The organism is Candidatus Pseudomonas phytovorans (assembly GCA_029202525.1).
Taxonomy (GTDB): domain Bacteria; phylum Pseudomonadota; class Gammaproteobacteria; order Pseudomonadales; family Pseudomonadaceae; genus Aquipseudomonas; species Aquipseudomonas phytovorans.
This window is the reverse complement of record CP119325.1, coordinates 5686654-5703833: the sequence shown is the minus strand read 5'-3', so window position 1 is coordinate 5703833 and position 17180 is coordinate 5686654. Positions and strand designations below refer to the sequence as shown.

The 17180-nt window shown below is 61.6% G+C and carries 23 protein-coding genes; 12 read left to right on the top strand and 11 right to left on the bottom strand.

Annotated elements, in window-relative coordinates; genetic code table 11:
• Nucleotides 1-612: a superoxide dismutase gene (locus P0Y58_25225; GenBank protein WEK30154.1), complete on the top strand. Its 612-nt coding sequence runs from the start codon at nucleotides 1-3 to the stop codon at nucleotides 610-612.
• Between the two features lie 11 nt (nucleotides 613-623).
• Nucleotides 624-1517 (top strand): ZIP family metal transporter, encoded by an 894-nt coding sequence (locus P0Y58_25220; protein ID WEK30153.1) that lies wholly within the window; start codon nucleotides 624-626, stop codon nucleotides 1515-1517.
• A gap of 25 nt (nucleotides 1518-1542) precedes the next feature.
• On the opposite strand, the gene P0Y58_25215 is transcribed toward P0Y58_25220, so the two are convergent.
• The 11 genes from P0Y58_25215 to P0Y58_25165 form a co-directional block, all read right to left on the bottom strand.
• Complete coding sequence (locus P0Y58_25215; GenBank protein WEK30152.1) at nucleotides 1543-1863, bottom strand: helix-turn-helix transcriptional regulator; 321 nt, start codon at nucleotides 1861-1863, stop codon at nucleotides 1543-1545.
• A gap of 126 nt (nucleotides 1864-1989) precedes the next feature.
• Nucleotides 1990-2262, bottom strand: a complete 273-nt coding sequence (locus P0Y58_25210; GenBank protein ID WEK30151.1) for an HPr family phosphocarrier protein — start codon at nucleotides 2260-2262, stop codon at nucleotides 1990-1992.
• Between the two features lie 19 nt (nucleotides 2263-2281).
• A complete protein-coding gene (rapZ, locus tag P0Y58_25205; protein ID WEK30150.1) occupies nucleotides 2282-3136 on the bottom strand; it encodes an RNase adapter RapZ in 855 nt (284 codons plus the stop codon).
• A 2-nt stretch (nucleotides 3137-3138) separates the two neighbouring features.
• Nucleotides 3139-3603: a PTS IIA-like nitrogen regulatory protein PtsN gene (ptsN, locus tag P0Y58_25200; GenBank protein WEK30149.1), complete on the bottom strand. Its 465-nt coding sequence runs from the start codon at nucleotides 3601-3603 to the stop codon at nucleotides 3139-3141.
• A gap of 12 nt (nucleotides 3604-3615) precedes the next feature.
• Entirely contained in the window at nucleotides 3616-3924 is a 309-nt protein-coding gene (gene raiA / locus P0Y58_25195; GenBank protein WEK30148.1) for a ribosome-associated translation inhibitor RaiA, read from the bottom strand.
• Between the two features lie 79 nt (nucleotides 3925-4003).
• Nucleotides 4004-5497, bottom strand: a complete 1494-nt coding sequence (locus P0Y58_25190) for an RNA polymerase factor sigma-54 (GenBank protein ID WEK30147.1) — start codon at nucleotides 5495-5497, stop codon at nucleotides 4004-4006.
• 175 nt (nucleotides 5498-5672) lie between these two features.
• Nucleotides 5673-6398 carry an LPS export ABC transporter ATP-binding protein gene (gene lptB, locus P0Y58_25185; protein WEK30146.1) on the bottom strand — a complete coding sequence of 242 codons (726 nt, stop codon included), beginning with the start codon at nucleotides 6396-6398 and terminating at the stop codon, nucleotides 5673-5675.
• Nucleotides 6399-6923: a lipopolysaccharide transport periplasmic protein LptA gene (gene lptA / locus P0Y58_25180; GenBank protein ID WEK30145.1), complete on the bottom strand. Its 525-nt coding sequence runs from the start codon at nucleotides 6921-6923 to the stop codon at nucleotides 6399-6401.
• On the bottom strand, nucleotides 6910-7482 hold the full coding sequence (gene lptC, locus P0Y58_25175; GenBank protein WEK30144.1) for an LPS export ABC transporter periplasmic protein LptC: 573 nt from the start codon (nucleotides 7480-7482) through the stop codon (nucleotides 6910-6912). The genes lptA and lptC overlap by 14 nt, the downstream gene beginning before the upstream one ends.
• Nucleotides 7483-7490: 8 nt before the next feature.
• Nucleotides 7491-8015 (bottom strand): HAD family hydrolase, encoded by a 525-nt coding sequence (locus P0Y58_25170; protein ID WEK30143.1) that lies wholly within the window; start codon nucleotides 8013-8015, stop codon nucleotides 7491-7493.
• Nucleotides 8016-8026: 11 nt separating this feature from the next.
• Complete coding sequence (locus P0Y58_25165; GenBank protein ID WEK30142.1) at nucleotides 8027-9001, bottom strand: KpsF/GutQ family sugar-phosphate isomerase; 975 nt, start codon at nucleotides 8999-9001, stop codon at nucleotides 8027-8029.
• Between the two features lie 248 nt (nucleotides 9002-9249).
• On the opposite strand from P0Y58_25165, the gene P0Y58_25160 reads away from it, so the two are divergent.
• From P0Y58_25160 to hisC, 10 genes are all read left to right on the top strand, one after another.
• Nucleotides 9250-10059 carry an ATP-binding cassette domain-containing protein gene (locus P0Y58_25160; protein ID WEK30141.1) on the top strand — a complete coding sequence of 270 codons (810 nt, stop codon included), beginning with the start codon at nucleotides 9250-9252 and terminating at the stop codon, nucleotides 10057-10059.
• A complete protein-coding gene (gene mlaE / locus P0Y58_25155; GenBank protein WEK30140.1) occupies nucleotides 10059-10856 on the top strand; it encodes a lipid asymmetry maintenance ABC transporter permease subunit MlaE in 798 nt (265 codons plus the stop codon). The genes P0Y58_25160 and mlaE overlap by 1 nt, the downstream gene beginning before the upstream one ends.
• Nucleotides 10856-11341 carry an outer membrane lipid asymmetry maintenance protein MlaD gene (gene mlaD / locus P0Y58_25150; GenBank protein ID WEK30139.1) on the top strand — a complete coding sequence of 162 codons (486 nt, stop codon included), beginning with the start codon at nucleotides 10856-10858 and terminating at the stop codon, nucleotides 11339-11341. The genes mlaE and mlaD overlap by 1 nt, the downstream gene beginning before the upstream one ends.
• Before the next feature lie 9 nt (nucleotides 11342-11350).
• The gene (locus P0Y58_25145) at nucleotides 11351-11998 is read left to right on the top strand and encodes an ABC transporter substrate-binding protein (GenBank protein ID WEK30138.1); all 648 of its coding nucleotides are present in this window, start codon (nucleotides 11351-11353) and stop codon (nucleotides 11996-11998) included.
• Entirely contained in the window at nucleotides 11995-12297 is a 303-nt protein-coding gene (locus P0Y58_25140) for an STAS domain-containing protein (GenBank protein ID WEK30137.1), read from the top strand. The genes P0Y58_25145 and P0Y58_25140 overlap by 4 nt, the downstream gene beginning before the upstream one ends.
• A gap of 117 nt (nucleotides 12298-12414) precedes the next feature.
• The gene (locus tag P0Y58_25135; GenBank protein WEK30136.1) at nucleotides 12415-12654 is read left to right on the top strand and encodes a BolA family transcriptional regulator; all 240 of its coding nucleotides are present in this window, start codon (nucleotides 12415-12417) and stop codon (nucleotides 12652-12654) included.
• 23 nt (nucleotides 12655-12677) lie between these two features.
• Nucleotides 12678-13943, top strand: coding sequence for a UDP-N-acetylglucosamine 1-carboxyvinyltransferase (gene murA / locus P0Y58_25130; protein WEK30135.1), 1266 nt, complete (start codon nucleotides 12678-12680; stop codon nucleotides 13941-13943).
• 91 nt (nucleotides 13944-14034) lie between these two features.
• Nucleotides 14035-14670 carry an ATP phosphoribosyltransferase gene (hisG, locus tag P0Y58_25125; GenBank protein WEK30134.1) on the top strand — a complete coding sequence of 212 codons (636 nt, stop codon included), beginning with the start codon at nucleotides 14035-14037 and terminating at the stop codon, nucleotides 14668-14670.
• Between the two features lie 126 nt (nucleotides 14671-14796).
• Entirely contained in the window at nucleotides 14797-16122 is a 1326-nt protein-coding gene (hisD, locus tag P0Y58_25120; GenBank protein WEK30133.1) for a histidinol dehydrogenase, read from the top strand.
• Between the two features lie 2 nt (nucleotides 16123-16124).
• Nucleotides 16125-17171 (top strand): histidinol-phosphate transaminase, encoded by a 1047-nt coding sequence (hisC, locus tag P0Y58_25115; protein WEK30132.1) that lies wholly within the window; start codon nucleotides 16125-16127, stop codon nucleotides 17169-17171.
• Nucleotides 17172-17180 lie beyond the last annotated feature (9 nt).

Here is a 17180-nt window from a genome sequence, read left to right as displayed (position 1 = left end):
ATGCCGCATACCTTGCCTGCTTTGCCTTACGCCTACAATGCGCTGGAACCGCACATCGATACCCAGACCATGGAGATCCACCACAGCAAGCACCATCAGACCTACGTAAACGGCCTCAATGCTGCCGTTGAAGGCACCGAGTGGGCCGAGTGGCCTGTGGAAAAGCTGGTCGGTGCGGTCAAGCAACTGCCAGAAAACCTGCGTGGCGCGGTGACCAACCATGGCGGCGGTCACGCCAACCACAGCCTGTTCTGGACTGTAATGTCGCCTGAGGGCGGTGGTGAGCCTCAGGGCCAGCTGGCGCAGGCCATCTCGTCGCAACTGGGCGGTTTCGACGCTTTCAAGGACGCCTTCACCAAAGCGGCACTGACCCGCTTCGGCAGCGGCTGGGCCTGGCTCAGCGTGACGCCGCAGAAAACCCTGGTAGTGGAAAGCAGCGGTAACCAGGACAGCCCGCTGATGCACGGCAACACGCCGATCCTCGGCCTGGACGTGTGGGAGCATGCCTACTATCTGAAGTACCAGAACCGTCGTCCGGAATACATCGGTGCTTTCTACAACGTCATTGACTGGGCGGAAGTGGAACGTCGTTACGTTGAAGCCCTGAAGTGAGTCGGACCGGTATGCGCTCTGAAGTGATGTCTGTCAGCAGTGTGCGCCTGTTTCGTCTGGCGCTTGGGACTTTGCTTTTGCTGGCGGGCACCGCGCTGTTGGTAGCGCGTGGCCTTGCCTGGCTGGAACTGGAGCCACGCATGTTGCGCGCCCTGGAGGGCGGCGCATTGTGCGCACTGGGGACGGCGCTGGGGGCGGTACCGGTACTGGTCATTCGTAACATGCCGGTGGCACTGGCCGACACACTGCTGGGCTTCGGCGCCGGGGTGATGCTGGCAGCCACCGCGTTTTCCCTGATCATTCCAGGCCTGGACGCCGCCCAGTCCATCGGTTTCAGCGCTTGGGGCGCGGGTGGCCTGATCAGCTCTGGCTTGCTGTTCGGGGCGCTGTGCCTGTTTCTGGTTGACCTCAAGGTGTCTGGCGCGTCGCCTGAAGCGTTGGTCGGCACCGACAACCAGCCGGTGATCGCTGCGCGTATCTGGCTGTTTGTGATTGCCATCATTGCGCACAACATTCCCGAAGGCATGGCTATTGGTGTGTCGGCCGGTGGCGGTATGGCTGACGCCGACAGCCTGGCCATGGGCATTGCGCTACAGGATGTGCCTGAGGGGCTGGTGATTGCGCTGGTCCTGGCCGGCGCAGGCATGTCGCGCTTCAATGCCTTCCTTATTGGCGCTGCGTCGGGCTTGGTCGAGCCGGTGGCTGCAGTGATCTGTGCCTGGCTGGTGAACATCGCCGAACTGCTACTGCCGCTGGGCCTCGCCTGCGCGGCGGGGGCGATGTTGTTGGTAGTGACCCAGGAGATCATCCCGGAATCACGCAGTAACGGCCATCATCGCTTGGCCAGCCTGGGGCTGTGTATCGGCTTCTGTCTGATGATGGTGATGGATACTGCGATGTCCTGAGCAAGCTGGCACGTGTGGGGGCGCTTCAGGTAAAGATGACTTCCACACGTCCTTCGCGGCGAGCCGGGGGGGCAGCCTTGACAACGATCTGTACATCACGACCGAGCCGCGCCAGGCAATCGATCATCTTGGTTTCGCTAATCCCGCGAAACTTGCCTCGCATCATCTCGGAAACCTTGGGCTGGGGTAACCCAAGCACTGCAGCGGCCTGAACCTGGGTGAGATGACGAGCCTTGATGATGCTGCAGATCTTGCAGGCAAGCTGAGCTTTCACCAGCATTTCATTGGCGTCGGCAGTGGTGAGGTCGGCATAGACATTGCCGCTGCCAGCTTCGATCTCAGTCATTTGTTTCTCCTCTTGAATGCGCCTGCGCCAGCTTCAGGCGTGACCTGCTATACCTGTATAGGTATAAAGGCAACTGCGCTTTATTGCATCCTGAGAATTGGGAGGAAATGTTGCAGGGGAGGGGACTTACTCGCCTTCGTCGAAGAAGTTGTTGATCAGCTCGACCAGCGCATCCATGGCGTCATTGTCCTGCTCGCCTTCAGTATGCAGGTGCACCTGGGTGCCTTTGCCGGCTGCCAGCATCATCACTGCCATGATGCTCTTGCCATCCACCAGTTTGTCGGGCGCGCGGCCAACCCGTACCTGGCAGGGGAAGCGGCCCGCCACGCCGACGAACTTGGCTGCCGCCCGGGCATGCAGACCCAGCTTGTTGATAATGGTAATTTCGCGGGCGGGCATCGTGGGGCGGATCCTTGGGCTAGAGGTCGCGGTGGCGGACCTGGACGTTTTTCAGGGATTGCTGCAGCTGTTGGCCAAGGCGTTCGGTGATGTACACAGAGCGGTGGTGGCCGCCAGTGCAGCCGATGGCAATGGTGACGTAGGCGCGGTTACTGGCGGCGAAGCGGGGCAACCACTTGAGCAGGTAGCTGGAGATGTCGTTGTACATGTCTTCGACATCCGGTTGTGCGGCCAGGTAGTCGACTACCGGTTGGTCGAGACCGGAGTGCTCGCGCAGCTCGGGCTTCCAATACGGGTTGGGAAGGCAGCGCACATCGAACACCAGGTCGGCGTCGACCGGCATGCCACGCTTGAAGCCGAACGACTCGACCAGAAACGCGGTACCGGGCTCGGGTTGGTTGAGCAGGCGCAGCTTGATCGAATCACGCAGCTGATACAGGTTCAGGTTGGTGGTGTCGATCTTCAGGTCGGCCAGGTCGGCGATCGGGCCCAAAAGCTCGTTCTCGACGCGGATCGCTTCTGCCAGCGAGCGGTTGGCATTGGTCAGTGGGTGGCGCCGGCGGGTTTCCGAGAAGCGCTTGAGCAGCATGTCTTCGTCGGCATCCAGGAACAATACATCGCACTGGATGTTCCGCGCGCGGGCTTCTTCGAGCAATTCGGGGAAGCGCGTGAGGTGGCTGGGCAGGTTGCGCGCATCGATCGACACGGCAACCTTGGGTTGCAGCAGTTCGGTGTTGATCAGCGCTTCTTCCGCCAACTGCGGCAGCAGCCCGGCGGGCAGGTTGTCAATGCAGTAGAAACCGTTGTCTTCCAGGACATCGAGGGCGGTGCTCTTGCCGGAGCCGGACCGGCCGCTGACAATGATCAGGCGCATGTTCAGTGCTCGTTCTGTACGTCCAGGACAACCTGGAACAGGGCCTCGTTACTGCTGGCGGCACGCAGGCGATCACGAACCTCCTTGCGATCGAGCATGCTGGCAATCTGGCGCAGCAGTTCCAAGTGGGCATCGGTGGCGGCTTCGGGCACCAGCAGGACGAAGAGCAGGTCCACGGGCGCGCCATCGATGGCGTCGTAATCGATAGGAGCTTCCAAGTGCAGCAGGGCGCTGACCGGTGCGGAACAGCCTTCAAGCCGGCAGTGCGGGATGGCGATGCCATTGCCGAAACCGGTCGAGCCGAGTTTTTCCCGAGCGACCAGCTTTTCGAAGACGTCTTGCATCTCCAGTTCTGGCACTTGCTCGGCGATGACGGTGGCGACCTTTTCCAGGGCGCGCTTCTTACTGCCGCCCGGCACGTTCACGAGGGAACGGCCGGGGGTCAGGATGGTTTCAAGTCGGATCATGGATGAGGGGGATCAGCGGGCAGCTGCACCTTGCAGCAGACTTTGCTGTTTTTCCTTGTGTTTTTTCAGTTGGCGGTCGAGCTTGTCGGCCAAGGCGTCTATTGCTGCATACATATCTTGATCTTCGGCATTGGCAACCACTTCACCGCCAGGAATCTGCAGGGTCGCTTCGACCTTCTGCTGCAGCTTCTCGACTTTCATGATGACCTGCACGTTGGTGATCTTGTCGAAGTGACTGGCTACGCGTTTGAGCTTCTGCTCTACATAATCGCGCAGCGGAGGGGTGACTTCTACATGCTGTCCACTGATATTGACTTGCATACAGCTTCTCCTTTATTGCCCGTGCATAAAGAGGCAGGTCTTGCACCTGCCCCACAAACGCTGTGGCTCATCTCAGGGGCTACATCAGTCGCTTGCGCTCGCTCGACGGTGCAATGCCGAGGGACTCGCGGTACTTGGCGACGGTGCGACGGGCTACCTGGATGCCTTGTGCCTCCAGTAAACCAGCGATCTTGCTGTCACTCAATGGCTTTTTCTGATTTTCCGCCGCAACCAGTTTCTTGATGATCGCGCGAATCGCCGTGGACGAGCATTCTCCGCCTTCGGAGGTGCTGACGTGGCTGGAGAAAAAGTATTTCAGTTCGTAGATGCCACGCGGTGTGTGCATGTATTTCTGCGTGGTGACCCGTGAAATGGTCGACTCGTGCATGCCCACCGCTTCGGCGATGTCATGCAGTACCAGCGGCTTCATCGCTTCGTCGCCGTGGTCGAGGAAACCGCGCTGGTGCTCGACGATCTGCGTGGCAACCTTCATCAGGGTTTCGTTGCGGCTTTGCAGGCTCTTGATGAACCAGCGCGCTTCCTGCAGCTGGTTGCGCATGAAGGTGTTGTCGGCGCTGGTGTCGGCGCGGCGCACGAAGCCTGCGTATTGCGGGTTCACCCGTAGGCGCGGGATGGCTTCCTGGTTCAGCTCCACCAGCCAACGGTCGGTGTCTTTGCGCACGATGACATCGGGCACCACGTACTCGGGCTCGCTGGACTCGATCTGTGAGCCAGGGCGCGGGTTGAGGCTTTGAACCAGTTCGATGACCTGGCGAAGCTCGTCTTCCTTGATTTTCATGCGCCGCATCAGCTGGCTGTAGTCACGGCTGCCGAGCAGGTCGATGAAATCGGTGACCAGGCGCTTGGCTTCAGTCATCCACGGGGTATTGGCAGGTAGCTGACGCAGTTGCAGCAGCAGGCACTCGCCCAGGTTGCGGGCACCGACCCCGGCTGGTTCGAACTGCTGAATGCGGTGCAGTACCGCTTCGACCTCGTCCAGTTCAATATCCAGCTCCGGGTCGAAACCGGCGCAGATTTCCTCCAGGGTGTCTTCCAGGTAGCCCTGGCCGTTGATGCTGTCGATGAGGGTAACGGCAATCAGGCGGTCGGTGTCGGACATCGGCGCCAGGTTCAGTTGCCACAGCAGGTGACTCTGCAGGCTTTCGCCGGCCGATGTGCGCGTGGTGAAGTCCCACTCGTCGTCATCGTTGCTGGGCAGGCTGCTGGCGCTGGTCTGGTAGATGTCTTCCCAGGCGGTATCGACCGGAAGCTCGTTGGGGATGCGCTCGCTCCACTCACCGTCTTCCAGGCTGTCGGCACCGGCGGTGCTTTCCTGGAAGCTATTGTCCTGGGCTTCGGCGGCCGGCTTGCTCTCGGCGTTGTCCGCCATCGGGTCGCTGTTGTCGAAGTCCTCGCCGTCTTCCTGACGTTCGAGCATCGGGTTCGACTCCAGCGCTTCCTGGATTTCCTGTTGGAGGTCCAGGGTAGAAAGCTGGAGCAGGCGGATGGCCTGTTGCAACTGCGGTGTCATCGTCAGTTGCTGGCCCATTTTTAGGACGAGCGATGGTTTCATGGCTGGGGCTTAATACCTTGTTCGCCGGCGCGCATGCGCCATCCACTACACGACGGCGCCGGAGCGCCAGATCAAGCAAGTTTTATGCCTTAAATTGTAGCGTTTGCCTAGAGCACCGTAACAACTTTCCCCGCGGTTTAGCGGCAATTTGCCAGTGCTCCAGGCACGTGCCGGGTCAGAGTCGGAACTCGTGGCCCAGGTAAACCTCTTTGACCAGTTCGTTGGCCAGGATGGTTTCAGCGTCGCCTTCGGCGATCAGTCGGCCATCATTGACGATATAGGCGGTTTCGCAGATATCCAGGGTCTCTCGCACGTTGTGGTCGGTAATCAGTACACCGATACCCTTGGCCTTGAGGTGGTGGATGATCTGCTTGATGTCACCGACCGAGATCGGGTCGACACCGGCGAAGGGTTCGTCCAGCAGGATGAACTTGGGTGCGGTCGCCAGGGCGCGGGCAATCTCGACGCGACGGCGCTCACCGCCGGACAGGCTCATGCCGAGGTTGTCGCGAATGTGGCTGATGTGGAACTCCTGCAGCAGGCTTTCCAGTTCTTTGCGACGGCCTTCACGGTCGAGGTCCTTGCGGGTCTCGAGGATGGCCATGATGTTGTCGGCCACCGACAGCTTGCGGAAGATCGAGGCTTCCTGCGGCAGATAGCCGATGCCAGCACGGGCGCGGCCGTGCATGGGCTGGTGGCTGACATCGAGGTTGTCGATGAGCACGCGTCCCTGCTCGGCCTGGACCAGCCCGACAATCATGTAGAAGCAGGTGGTCTTGCCGGCGCCGTTGGGGCCTAGCAGGCCGACGATCTGGCCACTGTCGATCGACAGACTGACATCGCGTACGACCTGCCGCCCCTTGTAGCTCTTGGCCAGATGCTGGGCTTTGAGGGTTGCCATTTACTCGGCCTTCTTCTTGGGCTGGATCACCATGTCGATACGCTGACGCGGTGTAGTCACGTTGCCACCACGACCGGCGGTCGCCACCTGGGTCTGGGTGTTGTAGACGATTTTCTCGCCTTCGGTGGTGTTGCCTTCGTTCTCGACCTTGGCGCGGTCAGTGAGAATCACCAGGTCCTTCAGCGCCTGATACTGGATGGTCACGCCCCAGCCTTTCATCTTGTCTGGCTTGGCGGTGCTCTGCTGCTGCTCGAAGTAGGCCAGGTTGCCCACCGAGGTCACCACATCGATGTCGCCGGAAGCGGAACGGGTGATGGTCACGGTGTTGCCTTTGATCATCATCGAGCCCTGGGTAATGACCACGTCGCCGGTGTAGGTGGCTACGCCTTGCTTGTCATCCAGGTGGGCCTGGTCGGCCTGGATGCGGATCGGCTGATCACGGTCATTCGGCAGTGCGAAGGCGCTCGCGCTTCCCAGTGCTGCGCTCAGGCTGAGCAAAAGGGGGAGGGTTTTAACGAGCCTCATACTGTCCTCTTACGTTAGAGAGCAGGTCCATCCTGCTTTCTTTCAAATACGCTTTCATTCCTTTGCCCGTAGTTGTGCCACCGGCGCCGTCGATTCTAACGGCTTGCTCGGTCTGCGCATATTGCTTCTGCGGGAACACGGTCATGCGTGAGCTGGTAATGATGGTTTCACGCTGCTTTTCGTCGATGCGTGCAATCCGTACCTTGTCGATCAGTTCGACCTCGGTGCCGTCCGGGTTGACCTCGGCGCGGGTGCTCTGCACGTGCCACGGGTATTCGGTGCCGCGGTACATGTGCAGGTCCGGCGTGGTCAGCAACGTGATTTCGCTGGCCTTGAGGTGCTCGACCTTGTCGGCGGTCATTTCGTACTGCAGCTTGCCATCGGGCAGAAACTGCACGCTGTGGGCGTTGATCGCATAGTAGTCGATGGCGCTTTCGTCGACCTGGGCCACCGGCTTGTCGAGGAAGCTTTCCGGGCTGACATTCCAGTAGCCTACCGCCGCCAACAGGGCGGCGATCACTGCTAGCAGCGCAATATTGCGGGCTTTCTTGCTGAACATGGGCAGCCTTACAGGTAGTTGGCGTTGGCAGCGTCCAGGGTGCCCTGGGCCTGCATGATCAGTTCGCAGAATTCACGGGCTGCGCCTTCGCCGCCGCGTGCCTGGGTCACGCCGTGGGCGTGCTGGCGAACAAACGGTGCGGCGTTGGCCACGGCCATGCCCAATGCTACCCGGCGAATGACCGGCAAATCGGGCAGGTCGTCGCCCAGGTAGGCCACTTGATCATAGCTTAGGCCCAGTTCGGCGAGCAGGCCGTCAAGCACGACCAATTTGTCCTCACGGCCCTGGTACAGGTGCGGGATGCCGAGGTTTTTCGCCCGGCGCTCGACCACAGGGGTTTTGCGCCCGCTGATGATCGCGGTGGTCACGCCCGAGGCCATGAGCATCTTGATGCCCTGGCCATCGAGGGTATTGAAGGTCTTGAACTCGCTGCCGTCCTCGAGGAAATACAGGCGCCCGTCGGTGAGCACGCCGTCCACGTCGAACACTGCCAGCTTGATGGCTTTGCCGCGTTGCATGAGGTCCTGGTTCATTCCATCGCTCCTTACATTACACCGGCGCGCAGCAGGTCGTGCATGTTCAGGGCACCGGTCGGGCGGTCCTCGCGGTCCACCACCACCAGTGCGCCGATCTTGTGGTCTTCCATGATCTTCAGGGCTTCGGCCGCGAGCATTTCGGCGCGGGCCGTTTTGCCGTGCACGGTCATGACTTCGTCGATCAGGGTAGTGTGTACGTCGATGTTGCGGTCCAGGCTGCGGCGCAGGTCGCCGTCGGTGAAGATCCCGGCCAGCGTGCCGTCGGCTTCGACGATCACGGTCATGCCCAGACCTTTGCGGGACATTTCAAGCAGCGCTTCCTTGAGCAAGGTGCCGCGGGCTACCTGAGGCAGCTCGTCGCCGCTGTGCATCACGTTCTCGACCTTGAGCAACAGGCGGCGACCCAGAGCACCGCCTGGGTGCGAGAAGGCGAAGTCTTCGGCGGTGAAACCGCGGGCTTCAAGCAGGGCAATGGCCAGGCAGTCGCCCAGCACCAGCGAGGCCGTGGTGGAGGAGGTGGGTGCCAGGTTCAGCGGGCAGGCCTCTTGCTCGACACGGGCGTCGAGGTTGACCTCGGCGGCCTGGGCCAGGGGCGAGTCCGGGTTGCCGGTCAGGCTGACCAGCTTGATGCCCAGGCGCTTGATCAGCGGCAGCAGGGTGACGATTTCGGCTGTGCTGCCGGAATTGGAAAGGGCAAGGATGACATCATCGCGGGTGATCATGCCCATGTCGCCATGGCTGGCTTCAGCCGGGTGCACGAAAAATGCCGGCGTACCGGTGCTGGCCAGAGTCGCGGCGATCTTGTTGCCTATGTGCCCGGACTTGCCCATGCCGACCACGACCACCCGGCCCTTGCTGGCCAGGATCAGTTCGCAGGCTTTGACAAAATTGTCGTCAATGCGCGCCAGCAGGGCCTCTACGGCCTCGAGTTCCAGGCGTAGGGTGCGTTGGGCGGATTGGATCAGCTCGCTGGATTGGCTCATGTCGAGAAAGCAATGCCTGATGAAAAGGCCGCGATTATACGCGCAATGACGAAAACCCTCACCCCTTCGATTGCTGTAGCGAATGTCATCAAAGCCTGTCACGGGGCTGAACGACTGCTTGCCTGGCCTTGGGGCGGCGCCTTCAGCGGTGCTATAGTTCGCCGCTATTCGGCCTGCCAGGGGCGCTTGTGCCTTCCTGATGGAGGCTGGCGTCCACTAGGACGAGGCTGCACTAGCAAGGAGTCCAGATGAGTGTGGATAGCGCCTACGCGGTCGAGTTGAAGGGGGTTTCCTTCAAACGCGGTTCGCGCAGCATTTTCAGCAACGTCGACATTCGCATCCCGCGCGGCAAGGTCACCGGCATCATGGGGCCATCGGGTTGCGGCAAGACCACGTTGCTCCGCCTGATGGGCGCGCAGTTGCGCCCCTCCAGCGGTGAAGTATGGGTTGCCGGCCAGAACCTGCCGACGCTGTCGCGCAGCGACCTGTTCGACGCCCGCAAGCAGATGGGGGTGCTGTTCCAGAGCGGCGCGTTGTTCACCGACCTCGATGTGTTCGAGAACGTTGCGTTTCCGCTGCGCGTGCACACCCAGCTGTCGGACGAAATGATCCGCGACATCGTGCTGATGAAGCTGCAGGCCGTGGGCCTGCGCGGTGCCATCGACCTGATGCCTGACGAGTTGTCCGGGGGCATGAAGCGCCGTGTGGCGCTGGCCCGGGCAATTGCCCTGGACCCGCAGATCCTCATGTACGACGAACCGTTCGTCGGCCAGGACCCTATTGCCATGGGCGTACTGGTGCGCCTGATACGGCTGCTCAATGATGCCTTGGGCATCACCAGCATCGTCGTCTCCCACGACCTGGCCGAAACTGCCAGCATCGCCGATTACATCTACGTGGTAGGTGACGGCCAGGTGCTGGGGCAGGGCACGCCCGACGAGCTGATGGGCTCGGACAACCCACGGATTCGCCAGTTCATGAAGGGCGACCCGGACGGCCCGGTACCCTTCCACTTTCCTGCGCCTGACTACCGCGCCGACCTGCTGGGGGCGCGTTGATGCGCAGAAAATCCTTACTCGAACGTGTCCGCCTGCTGGGCCGTTCGGCAATCGACGTGCTGGCGGTACTGGGTCGTTCCTGCCTGTTCCTGTTCCATGCGCTGGTCGGCCGTGGCGGTATCGGCGGGGGCTTCCAGTTGCTGATCAGGCAGCTGTATTCGGTAGGCGTGCTGTCGTTGGCGATCGTTGCGGTGTCCGGTGTGTTCATTGGCATGGTCCTGGCGCTGCAGGGCTATAGCATCCTGGCCAAGTACGGCTCGGAGCAGGCAGTGGGGCAAATGGTTGCCCTGACCCTGCTGCGCGAGCTCGGCCCGGTGGTGACGGCGTTGCTGTTTGCCGGCCGTGCAGGTTCGGCGCTCACCGCCGAGATCGGCAACATGAAGTCCACCGAGCAGCTGTCGAGCCTGGAAATGATCGGCGTCGACCCGCTCAAGTACATCGTGGCGCCGCGCCTGTGGGCCGGTTTCATCTCGTTGCCGCTGCTGGCGCTGATCTTCAGCGTAGTCGGCATCTGGGGTGGCTCGTGGGTGGCCGTGGACTGGCTGGGCGTCTACGAGGGCTCGTTCTGGGCCAACATGCAGAACAGTGTTTCTTTCACTGACGACGTGCTCAACGGGTTGCTCAAGAGCCTGGTGTTCGCCTTCGTCACAACCTGGATCGCCGTATTCCAGGGGTACGACTGTGAGCCCACCTCAGAAGGGATCAGCCGTGCCACCACCAAGACCGTGGTCTATGCCTCGTTGGCAGTGCTGGGTCTGGACTTTATTCTGACCGCCTTGATGTTTGGAGATTTCTGATGCAAAACCGCACCCTGGAAATCGGTGTCGGCCTGTTCCTCCTGGCCGGGATCCTGGCGCTGCTGCTGCTGGCCCTGCGTGTCAGCGGGCTGTCGGCCAGCCCGAGCACCGACACCTATAAAGTTTATGCCTACTTCGACAATATTGCCGGTTTGACGGTCAGAGCTAAAGTGACCATGGCCGGTGTGACCATCGGCAAGGTCACCGCCATCGATCTGGACCGTGATTCCTACACGGGGCGGGTGACGCTGCAGCTGGACAAAACGGTGGACAACCTGCCGACCGACTCCACTGCCTCGATCCTGACCGCCGGTTTGCTTGGCGAGAAGTACATCGGCATCAGCGTGGGCGGTGAGGACGAAGTGCTCAAGGATGGCGCGACCATTCACGACACCCAGTCGGCCCTGGTGCTGGAAGATCTGATTGGCAAGTTCCTGCTCAACTCCGTTGGCAAGGAACCGAAAGAAGCGCAACCGGCTAATTAAGGAGTTTCCATGATTTCGATCCTGCGACGTGGCCTGCTGGTATTGCTGGCGGCCTTTCCCCTGCTGAGCGTGGCTGCGCAGTCGCCCCACGACGTGGTGCAGAGCACCACCACCGAGCTGCTGGGTGAGCTCAAGGCCAACAAGGAGCAGTACAAGTCCAACCCACAAGCTTTCTACGACACCCTTGACCGGATCCTCGCGCCGGTGGTCGATGCCGACGGTATTTCCAGGAGCATCATGACCGTCAAATACTCGCGCAAGGCCACGCCCGACCAGATGCAGCGCTTCCAGGACAACTTCAAGCGGAGCCTGTTCCAGTTCTACGGTAACGCGCTGCTGGAGTACAACAACCAGGGCATCGTCGTCGACCCGGCCAAGGCCGATGACGGCAAGCGCGCCAGCGTAGGCATGAAGGTCACCGGCAGCAACGGTGCCGTGTACCCGGTGCAGTACACCCTGGAAAACATCGGCGGCGAGTGGAAGGTGCGTAACGTCATCGTCAACGGCATCAACATTGGCAAACTGTTCCGTGACCAGTTCGCCGATGCCATGCAGCGTAACGGCAACGACCTGGACAAGACCATCGACGGCTGGGCCGGCGAAGTGGCCAAGGCCAAACAGGCTGCCGACAGCTCGCCAGAGAAGACTGTCAAATGAGTGAGGCTGCTGTAAGCATGGCCGAGCCGGGTGTACTGCGCCTGGCCGGTGTGCTGGACTACCGCAGTGGCCCGGCCCTGCGCAAGCAAGGCAAGGCGCTGATCGACGGTTCGCGTGAGCCACGCCTGGTACTTGATTGCTCGGCTGTCGAGAAGTCGTCGAGTGTCGGCCTGTCGCTGTTGCTGGCGTACATTCGTGACGGCCAGGCCACCGGCAAGGCGTGCGAGGTGCGTGGCATGCCCGACGACATGCGCGAAATTGCCGAGGTCTATGACCTGGATGAAGTGCTGGCGACCTGATGGCCCGGCACCGATAATGGCCCCTCGGTCAGCGAAGCCCTCGTTGGGCTTCGCAGGCGAGGGGCTTTTTTGTATGATGGCCGACCCGTGCGCATCGGGCGCCGATTGAGGTTGAGCATGCAGGCCGTAGAAGTTAAAAGCTTCCTTGAAGAGAAAGTGCCCGGTTCCCGGGTTGAAGTTGAAGGCGAAGGCTGCAACTTCCAGTTGAACGTGATCAGCGACGAGTTGGCTGGCCTGAGCCCGGTCAAACGCCAGCAGGCGATCTATGCTCACCTGAACCCGTGGATCGCCAATGGCAGCATCCATGCGGTAACCATGAAATTTTTCAGCAGCGCAGCCTGGGCTGAGCGCACCTGAGCCAACTTGGCGGCGAGATTCCAATGGACAAACTGATTATTACTGGCGGCCCTCGTCTTGACGGCGAGATCCGCATTTCGGGCGCGAAAAACGCAGCCCTGCCGATTCTGGCGGCGACCCTGCTGGCCGATGGCCCGGTCACCGTGGGCAACCTGCCGCACCTGCACGACATCACCACCATGATCGAGCTGTTCGGCCGCATGGGCATCGAGCCTGTGATCGACGAAAAGCTGTCGGTAGAGATCGATCCACGCACCATCAAGACCCTGGTCGCGCCTTACGAGCTGGTGAAAACCATGCGCGCCTCGATCCTGGTACTGGGCCCGATGGTCGCCCGTTTCGGCGAAGCCGAAGTGGCCCTGCCTGGCGGTTGCGCCATTGGCTCGCGCCCGGTAGACCTGCACATCCGCGGCCTTGAAGCCATGGGCGCGAAGATCGAAGTGGAAGGCGGCTACATCAAGGCCAAGGCACCTGAAGGTGGCCTGCGCGGCGCGCACTTCTTCTTCGACACCGTCAGCGTGACCGGTACCGAGAACATCATGATGGCCGCTGCCTTGGCCAAGGGCCGCAGCGTGCTGCAGAACGCCGCGCGTGAGCCTGAAGTGGTCGACCTGGCCAACTTCATCAACGCCATGGGCGGCAAGGTCCAGGGCGCTGGCACCGACACCATCACCATCGATGGTGTCGAGCGCCTTGACTCGGCTACCTACCGCGTGATGCCGGACCGTATCGAGACCGGTACTTACCTGGTTGCCGCCGCCGTGACCGGTGGCCGCGTCAAGGTCAAGGACACCGACCCGACCATCCTTGAAGCCGTACTGGAAAAACTCAAGGAAGCAGGCGCCGACATCAACACCGGCGAGGACTGGATCGAGCTGGACATGCACGGCAAGCGGCCAAAGGCCGTCAACCTGCGTACCGCTCCGTACCCGGCGTTCCCGACCGACATGCAGGCGCAGTTCATTTCGCTGAACGCCATTGCCGAAGGCACGGGTGCGGTGATCGAGACCATCTTCGAAAACCGCTTCATGCACGTTTACGAAATGCACCGCATGGGCGCGCAGATCCAGGTCGAAGGCAACACGGCCATCGTCACTGGCGTCAAGTCGCTCAAAGGCGCCCCGGTCATGGCCACCGACCTGCGTGCGTCCGCCAGCCTGGTGCTGTCGGCGCTGGTTGCCGAAGGCGATACCCTGATCGATCGCATCTACCACATCGACCGTGGTTACGAGTGCATCGAAGAGAAACTGCAGATGCTTGGCGCGAAAATCCGCCGCGTACCGGGCTAGTCGCCCGCTGGTGCAAGGACGCACCATTCGAATTGAATGCGGCCAGGTCGATGACCTGGCCGGCAGCAGCCGCTTAAGGACCGACGTTCCAATGTTGACCATCGCGCTTTCAAAAGGCCGTATTCTCGACGATACCTTGCCACTGCTGGCCGAGGCCGGCATTGTGCCGACCGAGAACCCGGACAAGAGCCGCAAACTGATCATCCCCACCACGCAGGACGATGTACGCCTGCTGATCGTGCGTGCCACCGACGTGCCGACCTATGTCGAGCATGGTGCCGCCGACCTGGGTGTGGCTGGCAAAGACGTGCTGATGGAGTACGGCGGCCAGGGCATGTACGAACCCCTGGACCTGCAGATTGCCCAGTGCAAGCTGATGACTGCCGGCGTGGTCGGCGCACCCGAGCCCAAGGGCCGTCTGCGCGTGGCCACCAAGTTCGTCAACGTAGCCAAGCGCTATTACGCCGAACAGGGCCGTCAGGTCGACATCATCAAGCTGTATGGTTCGATGGAGCTGGCACCGCTGATCAACCTCGCCGACAAGATCATCGACGTGGTCGACACCGGCAATACCCTGCGTGCCAATGGCCTGGAGCCCCAGGACATGATCGCCACGATCAGCTCGCGCCTGGTGGTCAACAAGGCCTCCATGAAAATGCAGCATGCACGCATCCAGAGTCTGATCGACACGCTGCGCCAAGCGGTCGAGTCTCGACACCGCGGTTGATTCCTGTGCGCGACCTTCGCTGTCGCGCCCGTCTATCCGCGTCATAGCCATTTTTCTTGGGTGCCCGCGCGGATGGACTGGTAGCTTAGGGCGCCTGAGCATTCGCTAATAATCGAGGCCCTCGCCATGACCGTGTCCACTGCAATTGCCCGTCTCAACGCTGCTGATCCGGATTTCGCCCGACATCTGGATCATCTGCTGAGCTGGGAAAGTGTGTCCGATGACGCGGTCAACCAGCGCGTGCTCGACATCATCAAGGGCGTGCGTGAGCGCGGCGATGCGGCGTTGGTCGAATTCACCCAGCGTTTTGACGGTGTTGATGCCAAGTCGATGGAGGACCTGATCCTCAATCGCGAGCGCCTGGAACTGGCCCTGACCCGCATCACTCCGGCCCAGCGTGAAGCCCTGGAAAAGGCCGCCAACCGTGTGCGTATCTACCACGAACGGCAGAAACAGGATTCCTGGCAGTACACCGAAGCCGACGGCACCGTGCTCGGCCAGAAAGTCACCCCGTTGGACCGTGCTGGCCTGTATGTACCGGGCGGCAAGGCGTCGTACCCATCGTCGGTGCTGATGAACGCCATCCCGGCCAAGGTTGCCGGCGTGGCTGAAGTGGTGATGGTGGTACCGACCCCGCGTGGCGAGGTCAACGAACTGGTGCTGGCTGCTGCCTGCATCGCCGGTGTCGACCGCGTGTTCACCGTCGGTGGTGCCCAGGCTGTCGCGGCGCTGGCCTACGGTACCGAAAGCGTACCGCAGGTGGACAAGATCGTCGGGCCGGGCAACATCTACGTGGCCACTGCCAAACGCCACGTGTTCGGCCAGGTGGGCATCGATATGATCGCCGGTCCGTCGGAAATCCTCGTGGTATGCGACGGCCAGACCGACCCGGACTGGATCGCCATGGACCTGTTCTCCCAAGCCGAGCACGACGAAGACGCGCAGGCCATCCTGGTCAGCCCGGATGCTGCCTTCCTCGACCGGGTTGCCGCCAGCATCGACAAGCTGATGCCGACCATGGAGCGTGCGGAGATCATCGAGAAGTCGATCAATGGCCGTGGCGCACTGATCCAGGTGCGGGACATGCAGCAGGCCATGGAAGTGGCCAACCGCATCGCCCCTGAGCACCTGGAGCTGTCGGTGGCCGACCCGCAAGCCTGGCTGCCGCACATTCGCCACGCGGGTGCGATCTTCATGGGCCGCCACACCAGCGAAGCGCTGGGTGATTACTGCGCCGGCCCCAACCACGTGCTGCCTACCTCCGGCACCGCGCGTTTTTCCTCGCCGCTGGGGGTGTATGACTTCCAGAAGCGTTCGTCGATCATCTTCTGCTCCGAGCAGGGCGCGTCCGAGCTTGGCCGCACCGCTTCGGTCCTGGCCCGTGGCGAGTCGCTGACTGCCCACGCCCGCAGCGCTGAATACCGTATCCTGACCCAAGAGAAGGGGAACTGAGCATGAGTCGATTCTGGAGCCCCTTCGTCAAGGACCTGGTGCCTTACGTGCCGGGCGAGCAACCCAAGCTGGCTCGCCTGGTCAAGCTCAACACCAACGAAAACCCCTATGGCCCGTCGCCCAAGGCGCTGGAGGCCATGCGCGGCGAGCTGAACGACAACCTGCGCCTGTACCCGGACCCGAACGGCGACCGGCTGAAGCAGGCGGTTGCCGAGTATTACGGCGTAACCCCGGCGCAAGTATTCGTCGGCAATGGCTCGGACGAAGTGCTGGCGCACATCTTCCACGGCCTGTTCCAGCACGGCGCGCCGCTGCTGTTCCCGGATGTCAGCTACAGCTTCTACCCGGTGTACTGCGGCCTGTACGGTATCCCCTTCGAACAGGTGGCGCTGGACGAGCAGTTCCAGATCCGCACCGAGGACTACAACAAGCCCAACGCCGGCATCATCTTCCCCAACCCCAACGCGCCAACGGGCTGCCTGATGCCGCTGCAGGCGGTGGAGCAGTTGCTGCAGGCCAACCGAGACTCGGTGGTGGTGGTCGATGAGGCCTACATCGACTTCGGTGGCGAAACAGCCATCAGCCTGGTGGACCGCTACGACAATTTGCTGGTTACCCAGACCCTGTCGAAGTCGCGCTCCCTGGCTGGTTTGCGGGTTGGCCTGGCGGTAGGGCACCCGGACCTGATCGAGGCGTTGGAGCGGATCAAGAACAGCTTCAACTCCTACCCGCTGGACCGAGCGGCGATCGTCGGCGCGGCGGTGGCATTCGAAGACCGCGAGTACTTCGAGCAAACCTGCCGCAAGGTGATCGACAGCCGCGAGGTATTGGTCGGGCAGCTCGAAGCCAAGGGTTTCGAAGTACTGCCGTCGGCGGCCAACTTCATCTTCGCCCGCCACCCGCAGCAGGATGCCGCAGCGCTGGCGGCTCACCTGCGCGAGCAGGGGGTGATCGTGCGCCACTTCAAGCAGGCGCGTATTGCGCAGTTCCTGCGTATCACCATCGGCACGCCCGAGATGAACCAGGCGCTGCTGGATGCGTTGAACTGAAGCATTGCC

Coding starts and splice junctions, on each gene's coding strand:
- P0Y58_25165 (WEK30142.1), bottom strand. CDS start 9,001: ATGAGCCAATCCAGCGAGCTGATCCAATCCGCCCAACGCACCCTACGC.
- mlaD (WEK30139.1), top strand. CDS start 10,856: ATGCAAAACCGCACCCTGGAAATCGGTGTCGGCCTGTTCCTCCTGGCC.
- lptA (WEK30145.1), bottom strand. CDS start 6,923: ATGAGGCTCGTTAAAACCCTCCCCCTTTTGCTCAGCCTGAGCGCAGCA.
- murA (WEK30135.1), top strand. CDS start 12,678: ATGGACAAACTGATTATTACTGGCGGCCCTCGTCTTGACGGCGAGATC.
- P0Y58_25190 (WEK30147.1), bottom strand. CDS start 5,497: ATGAAACCATCGCTCGTCCTAAAAATGGGCCAGCAACTGACGATGACA.
- lptC (WEK30144.1), bottom strand. CDS start 7,482: ATGTTCAGCAAGAAAGCCCGCAATATTGCGCTGCTAGCAGTGATCGCC.
- P0Y58_25215 (WEK30152.1), bottom strand. CDS start 1,863: ATGACTGAGATCGAAGCTGGCAGCGGCAATGTCTATGCCGACCTCACC.
- ptsN (WEK30149.1), bottom strand. CDS start 3,603: ATGATCCGACTTGAAACCATCCTGACCCCCGGCCGTTCCCTCGTGAAC.
- hisC (WEK30132.1), top strand. CDS start 16,125: ATGAGTCGATTCTGGAGCCCCTTCGTCAAGGACCTGGTGCCTTACGTG.
- hisD (WEK30133.1), top strand. CDS start 14,797: ATGACCGTGTCCACTGCAATTGCCCGTCTCAACGCTGCTGATCCGGAT.
- raiA (WEK30148.1), bottom strand. CDS start 3,924: ATGCAAGTCAATATCAGTGGACAGCATGTAGAAGTCACCCCTCCGCTG.
- P0Y58_25220 (WEK30153.1), top strand. CDS start 624: ATGCGCTCTGAAGTGATGTCTGTCAGCAGTGTGCGCCTGTTTCGTCTG.
- P0Y58_25145 (WEK30138.1), top strand. CDS start 11,351: ATGATTTCGATCCTGCGACGTGGCCTGCTGGTATTGCTGGCGGCCTTT.
- P0Y58_25210 (WEK30151.1), bottom strand. CDS start 2,262: ATGCCCGCCCGCGAAATTACCATTATCAACAAGCTGGGTCTGCATGCC.
- P0Y58_25135 (WEK30136.1), top strand. CDS start 12,415: ATGCAGGCCGTAGAAGTTAAAAGCTTCCTTGAAGAGAAAGTGCCCGGT.
- P0Y58_25170 (WEK30143.1), bottom strand. CDS start 8,015: ATGAACCAGGACCTCATGCAACGCGGCAAAGCCATCAAGCTGGCAGTG.
- P0Y58_25140 (WEK30137.1), top strand. CDS start 11,995: ATGAGTGAGGCTGCTGTAAGCATGGCCGAGCCGGGTGTACTGCGCCTG.
- P0Y58_25160 (WEK30141.1), top strand. CDS start 9,250: ATGAGTGTGGATAGCGCCTACGCGGTCGAGTTGAAGGGGGTTTCCTTC.
- mlaE (WEK30140.1), top strand. CDS start 10,059: ATGCGCAGAAAATCCTTACTCGAACGTGTCCGCCTGCTGGGCCGTTCG.
- lptB (WEK30146.1), bottom strand. CDS start 6,398: ATGGCAACCCTCAAAGCCCAGCATCTGGCCAAGAGCTACAAGGGGCGG.
- hisG (WEK30134.1), top strand. CDS start 14,035: ATGTTGACCATCGCGCTTTCAAAAGGCCGTATTCTCGACGATACCTTG.
- rapZ (WEK30150.1), bottom strand. CDS start 3,136: ATGCGCCTGATCATTGTCAGCGGCCGGTCCGGCTCCGGCAAGAGCACC.
- P0Y58_25225 (WEK30154.1), top strand. CDS start 1: ATGCCGCATACCTTGCCTGCTTTGCCTTACGCCTACAATGCGCTGGAA.